This window comes from Streptomyces diacarni (assembly GCF_003323715.1).
Taxonomy (GTDB): Bacteria; Actinomycetota; Actinomycetes; order Streptomycetales; family Streptomycetaceae; genus Streptomyces; species Streptomyces diacarni.
Genome location: NZ_QOIN01000049.1, coordinates 1 through 17,692, shown reverse-complemented (window position 1 = coordinate 17,692; position 17,692 = coordinate 1). Strand labels below are relative to the sequence as shown.

Annotated in this window: 17 protein-coding genes, 1 tRNA gene and 2 pseudogenes; 8 read left to right on the top strand and 12 right to left on the bottom strand. The window is 72.9% G+C overall.

From position 1 onward, the window contains the following. Nucleotides 1–121: 121 nt before the first annotated feature. The 7 genes and pseudogenes from DTL70_RS25295 (at nucleotide 122) to DTL70_RS25265 (ending at nucleotide 9,693) form a co-directional block, all read left to right on the top strand. On the top strand, nucleotides 122–715 hold the full coding sequence (locus DTL70_RS25295; RefSeq protein ID WP_114024392.1) for a GNAT family N-acetyltransferase: 594 nt from the start codon (nucleotides 122–124) through the stop codon (nucleotides 713–715). 27 nt (nucleotides 716–742) lie between these two features. Then, on the top strand, nucleotides 743–2,410 hold the full coding sequence (locus tag DTL70_RS25290; protein ID WP_245979714.1) for an ABC transporter substrate-binding protein: 1,668 nt from the start codon (nucleotides 743–745) through the stop codon (nucleotides 2,408–2,410). A 151-nt stretch (nucleotides 2,411–2,561) separates the two neighbouring features. After that, nucleotides 2,562–4,361: an ABC transporter permease subunit gene (locus DTL70_RS25285; RefSeq protein ID WP_114024390.1), complete on the top strand. Its 1,800-nt coding sequence runs from the start codon at nucleotides 2,562–2,564 to the stop codon at nucleotides 4,359–4,361. Nucleotides 4,362–4,420: 59 nt separating this feature from the next. Then, nucleotides 4,421–4,726 (top strand): annotated as a pseudogene (locus tag DTL70_RS25280) (MFS transporter); the annotation flags it as partial. 80 nt (nucleotides 4,727–4,806) lie between these two features. Further along, the gene (cysS, locus tag DTL70_RS25275) at nucleotides 4,807–6,207 is read left to right on the top strand and encodes a cysteine--tRNA ligase (RefSeq protein ID WP_114024319.1); all 1,401 of its coding nucleotides are present in this window, start codon (nucleotides 4,807–4,809) and stop codon (nucleotides 6,205–6,207) included. Nucleotides 6,208–6,461: 254 nt separating this feature from the next. Beyond that, nucleotides 6,462–7,388: a 23S rRNA (guanosine(2251)-2'-O)-methyltransferase RlmB gene (gene rlmB / locus DTL70_RS25270; protein WP_114024318.1), complete on the top strand. Its 927-nt coding sequence runs from the start codon at nucleotides 6,462–6,464 to the stop codon at nucleotides 7,386–7,388. Nucleotides 7,389–7,530: 142 nt separating this feature from the next. Beyond that, a complete protein-coding gene (locus tag DTL70_RS25265) occupies nucleotides 7,531–9,693 on the top strand; it encodes a DoxX family membrane protein (RefSeq protein WP_114024317.1) in 2,163 nt (720 codons plus the stop codon). A 212-nt stretch (nucleotides 9,694–9,905) separates the two neighbouring features. On the opposite strand, the gene DTL70_RS25260 is transcribed toward DTL70_RS25265, so the two are convergent. The 3 genes from DTL70_RS25260 to DTL70_RS25250 all read right to left on the bottom strand — a co-directional run bounded on the left by DTL70_RS25260 (nucleotide 9,906) and on the right by DTL70_RS25250 (nucleotide 12,663). After that, entirely contained in the window at nucleotides 9,906–10,625 is a 720-nt protein-coding gene (locus tag DTL70_RS25260) for a nucleotidyltransferase family protein (RefSeq protein WP_114016199.1), read from the bottom strand. 82 nt (nucleotides 10,626–10,707) lie between these two features. Next, nucleotides 10,708–11,154, bottom strand: coding sequence for a hypothetical protein (locus DTL70_RS25255; RefSeq protein WP_114024316.1), 447 nt, complete (start codon nucleotides 11,152–11,154; stop codon nucleotides 10,708–10,710). 375 nt (nucleotides 11,155–11,529) lie between these two features. After that, the gene (locus DTL70_RS25250; RefSeq protein WP_114024315.1) at nucleotides 11,530–12,663 is read right to left on the bottom strand and encodes an ABC transporter ATP-binding protein; all 1,134 of its coding nucleotides are present in this window, start codon (nucleotides 12,661–12,663) and stop codon (nucleotides 11,530–11,532) included. A 171-nt stretch (nucleotides 12,664–12,834) separates the two neighbouring features. Between DTL70_RS25250 and DTL70_RS25245 the strand changes: the two genes are divergently transcribed. Next, nucleotides 12,835–12,911 (top strand) — tRNA-Thr (locus tag DTL70_RS25245). A gap of 102 nt (nucleotides 12,912–13,013) precedes the next feature. On the opposite strand, the gene DTL70_RS25240 is transcribed toward DTL70_RS25245, so the two are convergent. From DTL70_RS25240 to DTL70_RS25200, 9 genes and pseudogenes are all read right to left on the bottom strand, one after another. Beyond that, on the bottom strand, nucleotides 13,014–14,273 hold the full coding sequence (locus tag DTL70_RS25240) for a tyrosine-type recombinase/integrase (protein ID WP_114024314.1): 1,260 nt from the start codon (nucleotides 14,271–14,273) through the stop codon (nucleotides 13,014–13,016). Then, complete coding sequence (locus DTL70_RS25235; protein WP_114024313.1) at nucleotides 14,270–14,497, bottom strand: excisionase family DNA-binding protein; 228 nt, start codon at nucleotides 14,495–14,497, stop codon at nucleotides 14,270–14,272. Before DTL70_RS25235 ends, DTL70_RS25240 begins: the two co-directional genes overlap by 4 nt. Next, nucleotides 14,494–15,834: a replication initiator gene (locus DTL70_RS25230; protein WP_114024312.1), complete on the bottom strand. Its 1,341-nt coding sequence runs from the start codon at nucleotides 15,832–15,834 to the stop codon at nucleotides 14,494–14,496. The genes DTL70_RS25235 and DTL70_RS25230 overlap by 4 nt, the downstream gene beginning before the upstream one ends. A 122-nt stretch (nucleotides 15,835–15,956) precedes the next feature. Beyond that, nucleotides 15,957–16,235, bottom strand: coding sequence for a hypothetical protein (locus DTL70_RS25225; RefSeq protein WP_114024311.1), 279 nt, complete (start codon nucleotides 16,233–16,235; stop codon nucleotides 15,957–15,959). 14 nt (nucleotides 16,236–16,249) lie between these two features. Further along, the gene (locus DTL70_RS25220) at nucleotides 16,250–16,444 is read right to left on the bottom strand and encodes a hypothetical protein (protein WP_027760578.1); all 195 of its coding nucleotides are present in this window, start codon (nucleotides 16,442–16,444) and stop codon (nucleotides 16,250–16,252) included. 13 nt (nucleotides 16,445–16,457) lie between these two features. Further along, nucleotides 16,458–16,649, bottom strand: coding sequence for a mobile element transfer protein (locus DTL70_RS25215; RefSeq protein ID WP_027760579.1), 192 nt, complete (start codon nucleotides 16,647–16,649; stop codon nucleotides 16,458–16,460). Continuing rightward, nucleotides 16,649–16,837: a hypothetical protein gene (locus tag DTL70_RS25210; protein WP_114024310.1), complete on the bottom strand. Its 189-nt coding sequence runs from the start codon at nucleotides 16,835–16,837 to the stop codon at nucleotides 16,649–16,651. The genes DTL70_RS25215 and DTL70_RS25210 overlap by 1 nt, the downstream gene beginning before the upstream one ends. A 19-nt stretch (nucleotides 16,838–16,856) precedes the next feature. Next, a complete protein-coding gene (locus tag DTL70_RS25205) occupies nucleotides 16,857–17,477 on the bottom strand; it encodes a DUF2637 domain-containing protein (RefSeq protein ID WP_114024309.1) in 621 nt (206 codons plus the stop codon). A gap of 94 nt (nucleotides 17,478–17,571) precedes the next feature. After that, a pseudogene (locus tag DTL70_RS25200) lies at nucleotides 17,572–17,692 on the bottom strand (IS5/IS1182 family transposase); the annotation flags it as partial.

Genomic DNA, 17,692 nt, shown 5'->3' with positions numbered 1-17,692 from the left:
CCACCGGCCGCCGCCGCCGACCGCACGGTCGCCGCCGCCGTCATCGGTCGCCGGGCGTGCCCGGCGACCCCCGTTGCGGTGGGTGCGTTGTTGCGAAACGGTCGCAGTTACAGTTGTGGTGATGTCTTACGTATTGCGTACCGCCGCCTCAGCGGATGTCGACGCCGCGCGCAGCGTCATGCTGGACACCGTCTACGGCGATCTGCGGTCGGGGTACGTGCCGCGCTGGCACCGGGACATCATCGACATTGAGGGAACGTATCTGCGTCCGCGTCGCCGCACGCTGCTCGTCGCGGTCGACGAGGCCGACGGCGAGGTCGTGGGCACGGGCGCGGTCCGTGACCAGGGCCCGCAGGCGCCGCCGAATCCGCCGTGGGTGGCGGAGCGTTTCCCGTCGCGGAGCACCGCGCAGTTGTGCAGGATCTATGTGCGTCCGACGCACCGCCGTCTCGGGATCGCCCGGGCGATGGTGCGCGAGCTGTCGGCGTTCGTCGCGGGGGCGGGCGGGTACGAGGCGGTCTATCTGCACACGGATCCGGCGGTGCCGGGGGCCGAGCCGTTCTGGCGGTCGTTGGCGACGGTCGTGTGCGACGAGCGGGAGTTGCCGGGTGGCGGGCAGGGCATCGTCCACTTCGCGTTGCCGGTCCCGGCGCCTTCGGTGGGGGAGCCTGCGGGGGAGCCCGCGGGTGTCTCGCTGACCGCCACCGCTTGTTGAAAATCGCTTTCAGGTAGAGTCCGACCCATGCCCCACATACGCCGCGCCGCCAGGCCGCCCCGCCGCGCCGCCAGGCCGAATTCCCGCGCTTCCGAGGCGCGCACCCGCGCTTCCGAGGCGCGCACCCGCGCTTCCGAGGCGCGCCCCCGCGTTCCCGAGGCGCGCACCCGCGCTTCCGAGGCGCGCCCCCGCTCCGCCGCGGTGGCGCCGCCGACCGCCGTGCTCCTCACCGTCGTCGGCGCGCTGACGCTCACGGCCTGCGGTGGCGGAAACGGCGGCTCGTCCGGTGACCGGCTGCGGGTCTCGATGGCGTTCCCGCCGGCCCAGGCGATGTCCCCGTACGGGGACGACGCGGTCACTCTCAGCAGGCTGTCGGTCATCGAGGGGCTGACCAGGCTGGACTCCTCGGGTGAGGCGAAGCCCGCGCTGGCGACGTCGTGGACGTCCTCGCAGGGGGACCGCACGTGGACGTTCCAGCTGCGGAGGGCCAGGTTCCAGGACGGGAAGAAGGTGACCGCCGAGGCGGTGGCCCGCTCTCTGACGGCGGCCACGAAGGCCTCCCCGCAGCCGCGCGTGCTCAGTGACGCGGGGAAGCTGTCCGTGCGGGCGAAGGACGCGGACACGGTGGCCGTGACCAGCAGCGAGCCGGACGCGCTGCTGCCCCAGCGGCTGGCCAACCCTTCCCTGGCGGTGCTGTCGCCGCAGGCGTACGGCAAGGGCGACAAGGTGACGGTCGCCGGGCATGCGACGGGCCCGTTCACCCTGACGAAGGTCGAGGGAACGGTCCGCGCGAAGCTGGACCGTTACGACGGCTACTGGGGTGGCGAGGCGCAGGCGTCCGGTGTGGACGTGACGTTCACGGCGAACGGGACGACGCGTGCCAACGCGCTGCGGGCGGGCAGCACCGACATCGCCGAGTACGTGCCGGTCTCGCAGGCGTCGGTGCTGGAGAAGAGCCAGGTGCACGAGGTGCCCACCGCGCGCACCAACAGCCTGTACATGAACACGGGGAGCGGCCCTCTCCGGGATGCGCGGCTGCGCGCCGCCGCCCGTGCCGCCATCGACAGCAAGGCCCTGATCAAGAGCGTCTACGAGGGGTACGCGGACGAGCCCGAGGGGCTGCTGGGGCCTGGTGTGAAGTGGGCGGGGGACAAGCGGGTGCCGGTCGAGGGCCGGGCGGAGGCCGCTTCCAGGGCGCAGGTGAAGAAGGCGCCGAAGATCACGCTCGCCACCTACACCAATCGCCCCGAGCTGCCGGAGGTCGTCACCGCGCTCCAGCAGCAGTTCGAGAAGGCGGGGTTCGAGGTCGAGCAGGTGGTGCGCGACTACGCGCGGATGGAGGCGGACGCGCTCGCGGGCAAGTACGACGTCTTCGTGCAGGCCCGCAACACGCTGCTCGATACCGGTGACCCGGTCTCGTACATGGAGTCCGACTTCACCTGCAAGGGTTCGTTCAACATGTCGCAGCTGTGCGACGAGGACGTCGACGAGGCCGTCGACAAGGCGGCGGGCACCGAGGACACGGCAGCCCGGCAGCGTGCGGAGATGGCGGCCGAGGCGAAGATCCTGCGGACGGATGCCGTGGTGCCGCTGCTGCACGAGCGTTTCATCCAGGGTGTCGCGGACGATGTCGAGGGGGTCTCCCTCGATCCGATGGAGCGCACGTTGGTCACCGCCGACACCCGTCGCGGGTGAGCTTCGCGTGGGACGCGTGGGAACGAACCCCCCGGTGGCCGAGGGCAGCACGGGGACGGCCGTTCGTGGGAATGGCCGTACGTCCTCCGGGGTCGCGCGCGGTCGGCGGGCTCCGGCGGGGCGGTGGCTGTCCGCCCGGCCCGTACGGGGACTGCAGGTCTGGGCGGGGCGGATCCTCGCCGCGCTCGGGGTCCTCCTCGTCATCGGGCTGCTGCCCTGGCTGACGCGCACCGATCCGGCCCGCACGATCCTGCACGCGCGCTACGCCGACCGCGCGCCGACGCCCGACGCGCTGGCCGCCATCCGCGCGGAGACGGGACTGGACGCGGGGCCGCTGCGGCTGCTCGGCGACTGGGCCGCGGGGGTGGCGCAGGGGGATTTCGGCACCTCCTGGGTGTCGGGGCAGCCGGTGGGCCCCGATGTGCTCGCGGCGCTCGGTGTCTCCCTGACGCTCATGGGCGTCTCCCTCGCCGTCGCCGTGCTGCTGGCGACGGCGCTCGGCTTCCGCACCCTGGCGGCGGGGGCGCGCGGAACCGGCCGCAGGCGCCCCACCGCACGCGCCGGGGCGCTCGGCGCGGTGCTGGCCGCACTGCCCGAGTTCCTGCTCGCCGCCGTCCTCGCGACGCTCTTCGCGGTGCGGCTCGGCTGGTTCCCGCCCCTGGGCTGGGGCGGTGACGACCCTGTGGCCACCGCCGTGCTGCCCGCGCTCGCCATGGGCATCCCGGCGGGCGCCCTGCTGGGACGGCTGCTCGACGACGCGCTGCCCGCCGCCTTCGCCGAGGAGTGGGTCCGCACGAACGTCGCCTACGGCGTTCCGCCCGTGCGCCTCGCCCGGCACGCGCTGCGCCGCGTACTGCCGCCGCTGCTGCCGCAGTTCGGGTTCGTCGTCGTCGGTCTCACCGGGGGCGCCGTCGCCGTCGAGACCCTCTTCGCCATCCCGGGGCTCGGCGGGACGGCGCTCAAGGCCGCCCTCGCCCAGGATCTGCCCGTCCTCCAGGCCTGCGTCCTGCTGCTCCTCGCGCTGGGGCTGGCCGTCGGTGCCGGGGTGCGGGGCGTGCGGCGGGCCGCGCTCGGCCCCGCGCTGGACGCCGGGGCGCTGCCCGCGCTGCGCCGCCCCCACCTGCCTCCCTCCCGCGCCCTGGCCTGGTCGGCCGGTGTTCTGGCCGCCCTGCTGGTGGCCACCGTCGGCTACGGGATGACCCGTGACCCGCTGCACGTCGACACGGCCGCCCGGCTCGCCGCCCCCGGCGCGGCGCACCCGTTGGGCACCGACGCGCTCGGCCGCGACCTCCTGGCCAGGATCGGGCACGGCGCCGCCCGTACCGCGCTGACGGCCGTGGCGGTCGCTGCCGTCACCCTCGTCGCCGGGGCGGTGCTCGGGGTGCTGACCCGCTGGACGGAGGGCCTGCGGGAGGTCGTCAACGCCCTCCCGCCGGTCATCGCCGGTCTGGTCGTCGCGGGCATCGCGGGACCTGGCGCCGTCGGTGCGGCCGCTGCCGTCGCCGTCGTCGCCTGGGCGCCGCTGGCCGCCCACACCGCCGCGCTGTACGAGCAGGAGCGCGCCGCCGCCCACGTCGAGGGCGCTGTCGCGCTCGGCGCGGGACGGTGGCACCTGCTGCGCCGCCACGTACTGCCAGGCGTGCTGCCCCCCGTCGTGCGGCACGCGCTCCTCCGTGTCCCCGCGCTGGCCCTCGCCCTCGCCTCCCTCGGCTTCCTGGGTCTCGGCGCGGAGCCGCCCGCCCCCGAGTGGGGCCGCATGCTCTCGGAGAACATGCCGTACGCCGAGCGCGCCCCGTGGGCGGTCCTCGCGCCCGCCGCGGGCCTCGCCGTGGTCGGCGTGCTGGCCGTGGCGGCAGGGACGCTGACCTCCACGGCGCGTGGGAAGCCGACCTGCACGGCAGGTGAGAAAGGGAAGTGCCAGGGGGCGGACGGGGCTGATGAGGTCTCGTGACGCGGGTGCGCCGCCGAACCCGGTCCGTGCGGCGCGGCGCGGGCCGCCCCCGCACCTCCCTGGGCTCGCTGGCCGACATACGCGCCCTGCCGCCCTTCGTGCGGCTGCCCGCCGCCACGCAGTTGGCGTTCGACATCGGGTTCTTCGCCGTCCTGCCCTACCTGGCCGAGCACCTGGGCGGGGCGCTGGGCATGGGGGGCCGGCTGGTCGGCCTCGTGCTGGGGCTGCGGACGTTCAGCCGGCAGGGGCTGTTCGTCGTCGGGGGCGCGCTCACCAACCGGTACGGGCCGCGCCCCGTGGTGCCGGCCGGGTGCGTCCTGCGCATTGCCGGGTTCCTGTGGCTGGGGTACGCGGCGCCGCCGGCTGAGGGGGCGAAGGGGCCGGTCGGCGGGCGCCTCCCCGCCAGGGGCACGGGGGCCCGCGGCGGGCTACTACCCTTGACCCCGTGACTCTTCGCCTGTACGACACCAGCGCCCGGCAGATCCGCGACTTCAGCCCGCTCGAGCCCGGCTGTGTCTCGATCTACCTGTGTGGCGCCACCGTGCAGGCCGCCCCGCACATCGGGCACATCCGTTCGGGCCTGAATTTCGACATCATGCGCCGCTGGTTCGCCTACCGCGGCTACGCGGTGACGTTCGTGCGCAACGTCACCGACATCGACGACAAGATCATCGTGAAGGCCGCCGAACAGGGACGCCCCTGGTGGGCGATCGGCTACGCGAACGAACGCGCCTTCAACGCCGCCTACGACGCCCTCGGCTGCCTGCCGCCCACGGGAGAGCCGCGCGCCACCGGTCACATCCCCGAGATGGTCGAGATGATGCGCGTCCTCATCGACCGCGGCCACGCCTACACCGCCGACGGCAACGTCTACTTCGACGTCCGCTCCTTCCCCGCCTACCTGGGCCTGTCCAACCAGGACCTCGACAACCTGCGCCAGCCGGCGGGCGAGGGCGAGACGGGCAAGCGCGACCCCCGCGACTTCGCCATGTGGAAGGCCGCCAAGCCCGGTGAACCGTTTTGGGAGACGCCCTTCGGCCCCGGACGCCCCGGCTGGCACCTGGAGTGCTCCGCGATGGCGCACAAGTACCTCGGCCGCGCCTTCGACATCCACGGCGGCGGCGTCGATCTCGTCTTCCCGCACCACGAGAACGAGATCGCCCAGTCCCGCGCCTTCGGCGACGAGTTCGCCCGCTACTGGGCGCACAACGCCTGGGTCACCATGAGCGGCGAGAAGATGAGCAAGTCGCTGGGCAACTCGGTCCTGGTCAGCGAGATGGTCAAGCAGTGGCGCCCCCTCGTCCTGCGGTACTACCTCGGGGGCCCGCACTACCGCTCCACCATCGAGTACAGCCCGGAGTCCCTGCGCGAGGCCGACGCGGCGTTCGCCCGCATCGAGGGGTTCCTCCAGCGCGGGACCGAGCTCGTCGGCGACGTGGCACAGGCCGCACGCGTCCCCGACGCGTTCGGGGAGGCCATGGACGACGACTTCGCCGTACCGCAGGCGCTGGCCGTCGTCCACACCACCGTCCGGCAGGGGAACGCCGCGCTGGGCGAGGGCGACAAGGCCGCCGTCGCCACGGCGGTCGCCGAGGTGCGGGCCATGCTCGGCGTCCTGGGGATGGACCCGCTCGACCCGGCGTGGTCCGGCGGCGCGCGGCAGGAGGGGGCCGGCCTGCACTCCGTGGTGGACTCGCTGGTCGGCCTCGTGCTCCAGCAGCGGCAGGCCGCCAGGCAGCGCAAGGACTACGCCGCGGCCGACGCTCTGCGCGACGACCTCCAGCGCGCCGGCCTGACGATCGAGGACACCCCCTCGGGCCCCCGCTGGGAGCTGACCGGGGACTGAGGGACCCGCGGCGGCGGGCCCGGCGGGAGCGGCCCCGGGTGGCAGGGGCCCGCCGGAGCGGCCTCCGCGCACCGGGAACGCGCATGAGGCGGGGCGGCCCGGGCCCGAGTACCGGTACCGTTGACAGGCCGTACGTACATCCGAACCCAACCACTTCCGCGCCCGCGAACCCGCGGCGCGCTCCGCACCGCGCGCCGCCTCGTGGCCGCGGTCCGCACCGTCAACGTGAGCCAACGTGAGCAAGGTAGGTACCCATGCCCGGGAAGAAGAAGGGCCCGCAGGTCGGCAGCGGAGGACAGCGCCGCCGAGGCCTGGAGGGCAAGGGCCCGACGCCGCCCGCCGAGATGCGCAAGGGCCACGCCAAGCAGCGCGCCGCGCAGGCGAAGGCGCGCCGCGCCCAGGGCCGTCCGCAGCGCGGCGGTCCCCGAGGCGGCAAGGGCACCTCCGAACTGGTCGTGGGCCGCAACTCGGTGGTGGAGGCCCTCAGCGAGGGCGTCCCGGCGAACGCCCTGTACGTCCAGCAGTTCATCGACAACGACGAACGGGTCCGCGAGGCGGTCCGCGTCGCCGGTGACCGGGGCGGCATCCGGCTGGTCGAGGCCCCCAGGCCGGAGCTGGACCGGATGACGAACGGCCTCAACCACCAGGGCCTGGTCCTCCAGGTGCCGCCGTACGAGTACGCGCACCCCGAGGACCTGGCGGCCGCCGCGTTCGACCGCGGCGAGGACCCGCTGATCGTCGCGCTCGACGGGGTGACCGACCCGCGCAACCTGGGCGCCGTCGTCCGCTCCGCGTCCGCGTTCGGCGGGCACGGCGTGGTCGTTCCCGAGCGCCGTGCGGCCGGAATGACGGCGGGGGCGTGGAAGACGTCGGCCGGTACCGCGGCGCGTACGCCGGTCGCGCGCGCCACCAACCTCACCCGTGCGCTGGAGTCGTACCAGAAGGCGGGTGTGACGGTGATCGGTCTTGCCGCGGACGGTGACGTCGAACTGGGGGACGTCGCCGCGCTCGACGGTCCGCTCGTGGTCGTCGTCGGCAGCGAGGGCAAGGGCCTGTCCCGGCTGGTGGGGGAGACGTGCGACCTGCGCGTGCGCATCCCGATGCCGGGCGGCGCCGAGTCGCTGAACGCGGGTGTCGCGGCGGGCGTCGTCCTCTACGAGGCGGCACGGCGGCGCGCCTGATCCGGGCGCGCGGCGTCACCGGCGCGGGGCGTCACCCGTGGGGCGCGGGCCCCGGCGGCCGCCGGGGCCGATGATCACTTGACGGGCCTCCGACAGATCGGCGTGGTCAAGGCAGTGTCCTAACCGTCCGTCACTCGGTTAGATGAGTGTGGACACCAGAACACCCCGCGCACCCGGCGCTTCGGGCCGCGGCTCTGGGCACGGCCCAGGGGGAAGCCCCCGCGGTTTCTTCGACGACGAGCCGGTGCTGAGCACGGTCAAGGTCCCGTCCGACCCCGCAGAGGTGGTCGTCAATCACGCGAGTTTCCGCGTACGGCTCGGTGCGTCCTCGACGGCGCCGGCCGCGTACTCCTCCTCCGTAGCAGCGCGCGCCGCCCTGGCGTCCGCGGCCTCCGCCGCGTCGCTCACGCCCGCCACCGCTGTCCCCGTCGGCGCCGCTTCCCCGGCGGCCCGCGCGGGAATGGCCGGTGCGGGAGCGGCCGGTGCGCCCGGTGCGGGAAGCGGCGCCGGGAACGGCGCCGTGTTCGAGGACACCGAGCCGCTGCCGGTCGCCGCCGGTGGCCGCCGCTCCGGCGCCGCGGGACCCGCCGGGTCTCCCGGCGCCGCACGGGCGGGGCGCCGCCGCACGCCCGTGGTCTGGAGCGGCGGCGCCGAGCCGGACGACACCGGCGCCACGAAGGTGATCCAGGCCGCCCGCACCGCCGGTCTCGTCGGCTTCGCGGGGCCCGCGGGTACCGAAACCGACCCCTCGTCCACGCAGACGCTCCCCCGCGTCGACGGCGCGCCCCCGCGCGGTGGCGCGGGCGGACCCGCCACCGTCGTCGGCCCGCCCCGCGGCCCCCAGCCGTCCGAAAGCGGCAGGACCGTCCCAGGCGGCGGCGCGCCGCTGCCACCACAGGGCGAACCGCTGCTCAAGGGCGTACGCCCGGCGCGCGGCGCCTTCGACGGCGAGTACGGCGCATCCGGCGACTCCGACACGTACGACGCGTACGGCGCGCAGGGCCGGCACGGCGGCTCCGCCGGACACACCGGCCGGATCGCCACCGTCGGTCCGCCCGCCGGCCCGCACGGGCCTCACGACGGCGCCGACACGGGCCCCCTGACCACGATCGGCTACCCCGGGCCGCACGACGAGGCCGCCGAGGACCGCGGTCAGGACACCGAAGGACGACGGCGCCGCGACGGCGTGCGGCACGCCTACTACCCCGGGCGCCGCATGAACCTCGGCGTCGTCCTCCTCCCGCTGCGTGTCTTCCTCGGCTTCATCACCGTCTACGCCGGGATGGGCAAGCTGTGCGACCCCGTCTACTTCGACGGCGGCGAACGCGGCTCCATGGTCACCTGGCTGCGTTCCCTCGAACCGTGGACGATCGCCTCCCCGCTGCGTGACTTCGCCCTGGCCCACCCGGTCGGCGCGGGGCTCACCGTGGCATTCCTCCAGGTGATCGTCGGCGTACTGACGATCTTCGGCCTGTGGCAGCGGGTCGCCGCCGGCCTCGGCGCGCTCCTGTCGGCCGCCCTCCTGATGACGGTCAGCTGGAGCTCGGTGCCCGCGTACGAGGCGCCCGACATCATCTACCTCGCCGCCTGGAGCCCGCTGATCATCGCGGGCGCCCCGGTCTTCTCCGCCGACGGCAGGCTCGCCGGCGAGGCCTGGCGCAAGCTCGGCCCCCGCGTCTCCCTGTGGGACCTGCGCCGCCGCGTGCTGCGCCGGGGCACCCTCGTCGCCTCGGTGATCGTCGGCCTCGCCCTGCTCGTCGGCTCGCTGCTGGGCAGCGCCGTACGCTCCTCCCAGACGACCACGCTCCCGGGCCGCGACGAGGCGCCCACCAACCGGCTGCCCGGCTCGCCGATGCCGCGGACCCCGGGCGAAGGCGCCGGCCCGGGCCAGGCCACGCAGGGACCGGACGGCGGCGCGGACGGCCGGCACGGGGACGCGGACACCCGCCGCAAGGACCGCGACCCCTCCGAAGACGGGTCCCGGCCGGGCGAAGGCCGGGCCACCAGCGGCCCGGAGTCCACCCCGAGCCAGGGCAGGACCCAGGGAACGTCCCAGGGCGCCCAGCAGGGCACGACGACCCCGGGCGCCGAGGAAGGCACCACCGCACCGCCCCAGCAGCAACAGCAGCCGCAGCAGCCCCAGGCGACGACGGGCAGCGGAGGCGCGTCCAACGGCCTCTCCCGCCAGTCCTCTCCCTCCGGCGGCACCTCGTCGTCCGGCTCGGGCGGCGGCACCTCCGCCTCCGGCGGCGACAGCGGCGGCGGCGGACGCGGCGCGTTGGGCGGCCTGCTGGGCGGCCGCTGACGCGCGGGCCGCGGTCTGCCAGGCAGGCGACCTGGCAGACCGCGGTCTGCTCCGCGCATGTGTGAGGCCGTCGGCTCCTTCTCGGGATCTCGCGATACCCGCGGTGGAGCCGGCGGCCTCACGCGCGCGCTCTGTGCTCTGCGGACTGTGCTCTGTGCTCCGCGGGCTGTGGCCTGCGCCCGGTGGCGCGCCCGCCGCGCCGACGCCGAGTGTCAGCCGCCGTGCTCGCCGGCGAGCTCCTTGGCCGCCTCCGTCAGGTCCTTGGCGGTGTCGATGGCCCGCCAGTACGAACGCTGGGGGAGCGGGTAACCGGCCAGGGCCCGTTCGCGGGCGAGCCGGGGAAAAGTGGTGCGCTCGTGGTCACCGCGCTCGGGCAGCAGCCCGGCGAAGCGTCGCGCGAAGACGTAGACACCCGCGTTGATCAGATACGGGGAGGGCGGCGCCTCGATGAAGTCCAGGACGTGACCGAACTGGTCCGTCTCCACGGCGCCCCACGGAATACGCGGCCGGGCCAGCGCCAGCGTGGCCGTGGCATCGCGCTCGGCGTGGAACGCGGCCATCTCGCGCAACGAGAAGCGCGTCCAGATGTCGCCGTTCGTGGCGTACCACGGCTCGTCAGGACGCGGCAGGGAACGCGCCGCGAACTTCAGCCCGCCGCCACGCCCGAGCGGCTCCGGCTCGGTCACCGTCGTCACACGGCAGGGGAGTTCGGCCTTGCCGAGCCACTCCTCGAGCACCTCGGCGAGGTGACCCGAGGAGACGACGACATCGGTGACGCCCTCGTCCGCGAGCCACGCCAACTGGTGGCCGATGATCGGCACTCCCGTGCCGGGGATCTCCACCATCGGCTTCGGACGGTCGTCGGTGTACGGCCGAAGCCGTGATCCCTGCCCACCGGCGAGGATCACGGCCTGGGTCGGATGCTGGGTCATGTGCCGCACCCTATGCGCGCGGCACGGGGCTCCGCTGGGCGCGACCGGGCTCTGCTGGGTTCTGCTGGGTTCTGCCGGGGCCTCAGCCCATCTGGGCGACCCCGTAGGCGAACGACGTGTCGCAGACCGGACGGGAGAAGCGCTGCGCCCGCTGGGCGCCGTACTTGTGGACGGCTGCCTTGCCCAGCGCCCGCGCGAGCGAGGTGCAGTGCCGGGCGAGCGACGGCTTGCGCGTCATCGCGCGCTGGAGACTGCTGAGCGCCACCCCGGGATCCTGCTCCTGCAACTCGGCGATGAGGCGGTCGCGGAGCACGTCCTGGGGCTCTCGCTCGGTCGAGGACGCGGGAGGCGAGGCGGGCGTCGAGGCGTCCCGCGACGACGCCTCGTGCGAGGACGCGGTGAGCAGTTGCGTGTCCGAGGGCGAGGCGGCCCATGGGACGCGGGCGACGGCGAGTGTCCCGGACAGAACGAGCACGACCGGGAGAACAAGGGCGAGGGATCGGCCGATACGGCGGGCTGCGTGGTTCACGCCCGTGATGGTAGCGACAGGTAGTGATTTGGCGACATTGAGTCACCACTTCGGGGGACGACATGCATGAGGTGTTCGAGTGTCGCCGTACGCAAGGGTGAGGCGCGGGCCTCATGTTGACGGCGCTGAGGCGGGCCGACGGCGGGGCCGACGGCGGGGTGACGGCCGACTGACGGGGCGGTGTCGGGGGCGGGCGTGATGACGGGCGTGGTGACGGGCATGACGACGGGGCGCTGACGACGAAGGGCCGCGACGGGTGTGGTGAACCCGTCGCGGCCCTTCGTCGAGACACCGCGTACAGCGGCGATGCTGAGGCGCGAGGCGTTGAGCCTCTCAGCTACTGCGCTGCGCTCAGTCGCTCAGTCGCTGAGGCGCTCAGTCGCTCAGGCGCTCGCCGGAAGAGGTGGCGAAGACGTGGGACTCGCCGGCGCGCGGCACGACGTGGATCGTGGTCCCCTTCTCCGGAACGCTGCGGCCCGAGACGCGGACCACCAGGTCGCTCTGCTCGCCCCCGATGTCGGCGGTGCCGTAGACGTACCCGTCGGCGCCGAGCTCCTCGACGACGTTCACCGTCACCGGGACACCCGCGTGCTCGCCCTTGGACAGCTTCTTGTCGCCGTCGCCGCCGCTCTCGCCGTCGACGAGGTCGAAGTGCTCGGGCCGGACGCCGACCGTGACCGTCTTGTCACCCTTGTCCGCGGCGGCCTTCACGGCGTCGCGCTCCACCGGCACCACGCTGTTGCCGAATTTGACGCCGCCGTCGGTGATCGGGACCTCCACCAGGTTCATGGCGGGGGAGCCGATGAAGCCCGCGACGAAGAGGTTGGCGGGACGGTCGTACATGTGACGCGGGCTGTCGACCTGCTGGAGCAGCCCGTCCTTGAGGACGGCGACCCGGTCGCCCATCGTCATGGCCTCGACCTGGTCGTGCGTGACGTACACCGTCGTGATGCCGAGCCGGCGCTGGAGGCCCGCGATCTGCGTACGGGTCTGGACGCGCAGCTTCGCGTCCAGGTTGGACAGCGGCTCGTCCATGAGGAAGACCTGCGGCTCACGGACGATGGCCCGCCCCATGGCGACACGCTGCCGCTGGCCGCCGGAGAGCGCCTTGGGCTTGCGGTCCAGGTACTGGGTGAGGTCGAGGATCTTGGCCGCGTCCTCCACCTTCTTGCGGATGTCGGCCTTCGGCACACCGGCGATCTTCAGGGCGAAGCCCATGTTGTCGGCCACGGACATGTGCGGGTACAGCGCGTAGTTCTGGAAGACCATCGCGATGTCCCGGTCCTTCGGCGGAAGGTGGGTCACATCCCGGTCACCGATGCGTATGTTGCCCTCGTTGACGTCCTCCAGCCCTGCGAGCATCCGCAGTGACGTGGACTTTCCGCATCCGGAGGGTCCGACGAGGACGAGGAACTCGCCGTCCTCGATCTCGATCTCGAGCTGATCGACGGCGGGCGTCTCCGCCCCGGGGTACACCCGGGTCGCCTTGTCGTACGTGACCGTGGCCATGTTCTCTTCTCCTTCACCGGCAGGTACGTGCCGGACGATCCGTCGTAAAGGGGGAGGTGTAGTCCACTGCGTGGACCTGGCCAGGACGCTAGCCTCTGATCCGTCTTTTGTCAGTAGTCCGACCAGCCCGAACCACCGCCGGGTACACTGCACGAGCGAGAGCACACCCCCGCCGCCTTAGCTCAGCTGGTTAGAGCATCTGTCTTGTAAACAGAAGGTCGTCGGTTCGAATCCGACAGGCGGCTCCAGCTCGTTTTGCAGGTCAGAGGCCCGTCCCGGGGATCAGGGGCGGGCCTCTGTGGTGCCGTACAGCAGCGAAGTACAGCAACCGGGATGATCGTTACGGGCCGCTACGAGTCCTCGTCGGACTCCTCGGGGTCGTCCGGCGGGCTCTGGCCGAAGCCGCGGGAGAGCCGTTGCAGTGCTTCGCGGATCTCCTCGTCACTGGCCTCCGAGTACACGTCGAAGGTCATCGTGAACTTGGAGTGCCGCAAGATCCGCTGCGCCACCTTGGGGTGCACCTTCATGGCGACGAGCAGCGAACCGGTGGTGTGCCGGGTGTTCCGGAGCGGGATCGCGCGGACGCCGGCTTGGCGGATGCGGACGGCGAAGGCCCGGGTGAGGTTGCCGGGCTCGATCGGCGTCCCGTAGCGAGTGGTGAAGATCAGCCCATGCATGTCCTGCCAGAGCTCTCCGGCCGCTTCTCGGTCCTCCTGTTGCTGCTGGCGACGCTGCCGTAGCGCTGCGAGGCAGAGCTCCGGCAGGGGGAGGAAGTCCTCCGAGTCCTCCGTCTTCGTCTCCCGGTGCAGGACCTCACGGCCCGCACGCTGGAGCTGGTGGTCGATGTACAGCTCTCCGGCGTCGAAGTCGATGGACTCCCAGGTGAGGCCGAGAATCTCACCGCGCCGGAGCCCGAGGGTGAGCGCCAGGACCCAAGCGGCGTACAGCGGGTCGTCCGAGGTGACGGCGTGCTCCAGGAAGCCGCTGGCTTCCCCGACGGACCACGCCTTGACCTTCCGGCGCCGGGGCTTCGGGACACGTACGAGCTTGGCGACGTTGCGCGGGATCTCCTCTTCGACCACGGCCTGACTCAGAGCCGCGCGGAGGGTGTCCCGGGCGATCTGGACGACCCGCCCGCTCGGGTACTGCTCGCAGCACTCGCCGATGGCGCAGCAGCGTTGCCGCTCGGGACGACGCTTGGCGTCCTTGCGCTGGGCGCAGCACTGGCAGGTGTCGGCGAGCTTCGTCAGCCACTCGCGCACGTCGCGGACCGTCAGCTTGTCGAGCCGCTTGGGGCCGAGGCGGGGCACGATGTAGAGGCGAGCGGCACCCTCGTACGCGACGTACGTGAGGGGCGCCAGGTTGGGCTTCACGACCGAGGTCAGCCAGTAGTTGAGGAAGCCGTCCACAGTGCGGTGCCGAGTGGCCACCGGGCCCTTCTTGGCCTCGTTGTGGAGCTTCAGCCACTTCTCGTGGACTTCCGGGCGGGTCTTGCCGTAGACGTACTTGCGCTTGCGTTTGCCGTCGGGGGTGGTGACCCAGACGTACGCGGCGAAGCCGTTGCGGTAGGGGTAGATGGAGCCCTCGCCGTTGCCCCGCTTGCCGCTCATGCGTACCACCTCTCGGCGCCGACGGCTTCGGCTTCCGCCGCACAGCGGTCGATGTACTCGTCCACCCAGGCCGGGAGGATGCGGCGGTTGCGGCCGACCTTGACGGAGCGGATTTGCCCGGTGAGGACGAGCATCTTGGTCTTGGAGAGCCCGAAGCCGAGCATTGCGGCGACCTCGGCGGTGGTGTGCCACTTGGGCGTGATGGTGGTCGCGGTTGCCGTCATCGGGCGTTGTCTCCTTCCGGGGTGTGGGCGTTCGGGGTGTCGGCGAGGGAGGCGGATAGCCACTGTTCGGTGGGGGTGAGGCCGGTCCCGGCGTAGGCCCAGTGGGCGAGGACGAGCGTCGTTTGCTCGCTGTCCATCGGCTGTGGATCGTCGCCGCGTGCGATGGCGGCTTGGAGACGGCGCCATTCGGCGCGGGCGGTGCGGAGGGCTCCGAGGGTGGTGGAGTAGCGGCGGGTTTTGGTGGAGAAGTGGCCCCGGAAGCCGAGCATGTGAGCCCAGGCGCGGAGGCGGAGGTGTGCGAGGTCTTTGCGGGCGCCCAGGGCCCAGGCGGTGCGGATGAGGCGTTCGGCATGCGGGGGCAGGTGCATGGTTGCCAGCTCGGCGACGAAGCGCAGACGGCGGTCCAGAGTGCCCGTGGCCGTCTCGGCGCCTTTGGTGGCGTACTTGGCGATGTAGGCAGCAACGGCGCGGTCGGTGAGGGCCTGGCTGCCGTCGAGGTCGGGTCCGTGGATGGTGCGGATGTCGAGCTGTCGGCCGAAGGCGAACGTGTGCGTGCGGCCATCGACCACCGGGCCAGGGACGACGGCCCGTGTAGCGGCGGCGCGGATGGCGTCGCCCAGCAGCTCGGCCGTAGCCCAGTGTGGGGGTCGGGTCTCGCCGCCGGCTGGGCCGTCGAGGCGGATGACGGCGTGGAAGTGGACGGCGCCGCGCTTCTGGTACTCGGCGACCTTCGCGAAGGAGACCCAGGCGCGCTCTGGAAGTTCGCGTTGGGTGAGTCCGGCGCGGCGTGCGATTTCGCGGCGGAGGTGGATGGTGAAGCGGCGCCACAGAGCGCCCGCGTGGGCGTTCCAGAGCACCGCGGATTCGTAGTCGTAGCGGTCTGCGTCCAGCGGCGTACCGAGCAGCGGGTCATCGTCAGCGTGGTGACGGCCGCAGCGGCAGCGACGAGTGCCAGGCCGGTTGTGGACCGGGCCGAAACTGGGCGCGGTGAAGGTCGCGAAGACGCGCGGGTGTGTCGTCACCGTCTCGGGGGTGCCTTTGCCGCCGCGTAGTCCGGCGGTAATGAGGTGGAAGGTGTCGCGGCGGTAGGTCTCGGCGCAGGCCGCGCAGCGGGTGGTGCGGCGGTTGCCGCAGCGGACCAGGAGGTCACCGGCCGGCAGGTCGCCCGAGTCGAGGCGGCGCAGGGCCGGGCCGATCTCGCCGGTGGTGGTGTCGAGGTTGTGTTCGGTGCGGTGGCCGGCCAGGCGGACGGGATTGGTGCAGCCGCCCAGGCCGGAGAGCTGGCGGAGGATACCCGGCAGGGAGCCGGTTGCGGCGAGGCTTGCCAGGTCCGTCACCGGGGGCGGGGTGGGACGGGTGATGATGGCTGTACTCCTTCTCAGATTTTTCGGGTTGGGAAGGGGCTTGGGCTTCCGGGGCGGCGGATGCTTGGCGGCTTCTGGGCCGCCCCGGGAGCCGTTCAGCGGCGGCGGTGCTGGGCGCCCAGCAGCGAGCGCAGGACGACAGCGGCCACAGCGACCGAGACGGCCGTGACGACGACGGCGGCCAGGAACGCGACGAGGACCACACCGCCGACCACCACGGCCGCGACGGCCCCGGAGCCGACCGAGGGCAGCGACCGTGGCGGCGGGGCGAGGGGTGCGGAGTGCTGGCAGCCGCAGGCCGGTACGTGCATCTGCTGGGCGGTCGTGGGCAGGTTCGGGGTGTGGGTTTCGGGGAGCTGGGGGCGCAGGAACATCGGTTGCTCTCCTGTCAGTCGTGGGTGCCGTTGACGGTTTCGACTCCGGTGCGGGTGCCGTTGTCGATGGCGGGGGCGAGGAAGGTGTCGGCGAGGTAGAAGCCGAACAGGGCGATCACGACGACGAGCCAGACGCGGACGCCGAGGAACTTCACAGCGCCCCACACCAGCAGGCCGAGCACGACGACCAGGGGGAGGTTCACGGACACGGGTGGCTCTCCTTCAGCGGACGGGGCAGCGGTGGGTGCGGGCGGCCAGCTCTGCGGCAGCGCGTGAGTCGTAGTCGGCGGAGAAGCCACAGCGCGGAGCGGTGCAGGCGGCGGTGTGCTTCTCACGACCCCGGCCGTCATGGGCCGTGCCGACCTGCACGGGGCCGATGCGGGTCACGGAGCGGAAGCGGCGGTTGAGCGGCATCAGCAGTCCTTCAGTCGCAGGGATGCAGGGTCGGGGAAGCGGCGCAGGATGCGGGCGGCTTCGTCCGGGTCCTCGGTGCGAGTGGCGGCTTCTTCTGCCAGCAGCCGGGCCAGAGCGGGGCGGCCGGTGTGGGCCATCTCGTGGGCCGCGTCGAGGTAGTCGAAGCTGTCGGGCAGGTATCCGGGCATGGAGGTTCCTCCGGTTCGGTCAGGTGAGGTGGGCTGCGATCTGCTCGGCGAGCGGTGCGGGGACGCCGAGGCGGGCGCGGAGGGTCGGTGTGTCGATGGGTGTGCCGGTGCGTTCCTCGTGTGCGGTGGCGATCTTGCGGGCGTGCTCGATCAGAGCGGCCGGAACAGCCGTGGTCGGCGCCGGGAGCTCCGGTGCAGTCGGTGCGGAGGGGTCGGGCGTGGGCTCTGCGATCTCGGGGCCGGTCGGCTGCTCGGCGGCCGGCTCGGCTGGGGGTTCGTGTGTGGTGTGGGCGAGGAGGGTGCCGCCGAGGAAGGCCAGCGCGGGCCACCCGGCGACGAGGATGCGCAGCCAGTCGGGAACGTCGCCCAGGTCCAGGAGTCCGGCGGTGGCGATGTTGGCGCCGAGGGAGGCGGCGAGGGCGACGAGGAACCAGCACCAGCCCGCAGCCCGGTCACGACCCGAGCGCAGCCGACGCCAGGCAGCGACCAACAGCAGATCGACCGAGACCGGGTATGCCCAGGCTTTCCATCCGTCCTGACCCGCAGCCGAGGCCAGGTCATGCAGGTGGGCGAAGGACAGCGCAGCAGCGATGACCGCTTGCACGAGCACGGCGTCAACCCGGGCGAGGTGGGGGCGCATGGATGGCACCTCCTTTCTGTTTTCGGCATGGGAGGGGTAGGGACTTGGCGCGAGATGGACGCGCCGGCCGAATCGGAGAGCGGAAGGTCAGGCGCTAAGCCGTGTCTGACAAAGGGTCTTGGGTGGGTTCGCGGAGCCAGAGGATGAGTGCGGCGAGGTGGACTCCGGCCTTGTAGCGGGCGGCGAGTTTGTCGAAGCGTGTGGCGATCGCGCGG

Excerpts from the sequence above, each read along its gene's own strand:
- DTL70_RS25295 (WP_114024392.1), top strand. The coding sequence starts at position 122 with ATGTCTTACGTATTGCGTACCGCCGCCTCAGCGGATGTCGACGCCGCG.
- DTL70_RS25290 (WP_245979714.1), top strand. The coding sequence starts at position 743 with ATGCCCCACATACGCCGCGCCGCCAGGCCGCCCCGCCGCGCCGCCAGG.
- rlmB (WP_114024318.1), top strand. The coding sequence starts at position 6,462 with ATGCCCGGGAAGAAGAAGGGCCCGCAGGTCGGCAGCGGAGGACAGCGC.
- DTL70_RS25265 (WP_114024317.1), top strand. The coding sequence starts at position 7,531 with ATGAGTGTGGACACCAGAACACCCCGCGCACCCGGCGCTTCGGGCCGC.
- DTL70_RS25260 (WP_114016199.1), bottom strand. The coding sequence starts at position 10,625 with ATGACCCAGCATCCGACCCAGGCCGTGATCCTCGCCGGTGGGCAGGGA.
- DTL70_RS25250 (WP_114024315.1), bottom strand. The coding sequence starts at position 12,663 with ATGGCCACGGTCACGTACGACAAGGCGACCCGGGTGTACCCCGGGGCG.
- DTL70_RS25240 (WP_114024314.1), bottom strand. The coding sequence starts at position 14,273 with ATGAGCGGCAAGCGGGGCAACGGCGAGGGCTCCATCTACCCCTACCGC.
- DTL70_RS25235 (WP_114024313.1), bottom strand. The coding sequence starts at position 14,497 with ATGACGGCAACCGCGACCACCATCACGCCCAAGTGGCACACCACCGCC.
- DTL70_RS25225 (WP_114024311.1), bottom strand. The coding sequence starts at position 16,235 with ATGTTCCTGCGCCCCCAGCTCCCCGAAACCCACACCCCGAACCTGCCC.
- DTL70_RS25215 (WP_027760579.1), bottom strand. The coding sequence starts at position 16,649 with ATGCCGCTCAACCGCCGCTTCCGCTCCGTGACCCGCATCGGCCCCGTG.
- DTL70_RS25210 (WP_114024310.1), bottom strand. The coding sequence starts at position 16,837 with ATGCCCGGATACCTGCCCGACAGCTTCGACTACCTCGACGCGGCCCAC.
- DTL70_RS25205 (WP_114024309.1), bottom strand. The coding sequence starts at position 17,477 with ATGCGCCCCCACCTCGCCCGGGTTGACGCCGTGCTCGTGCAAGCGGTC.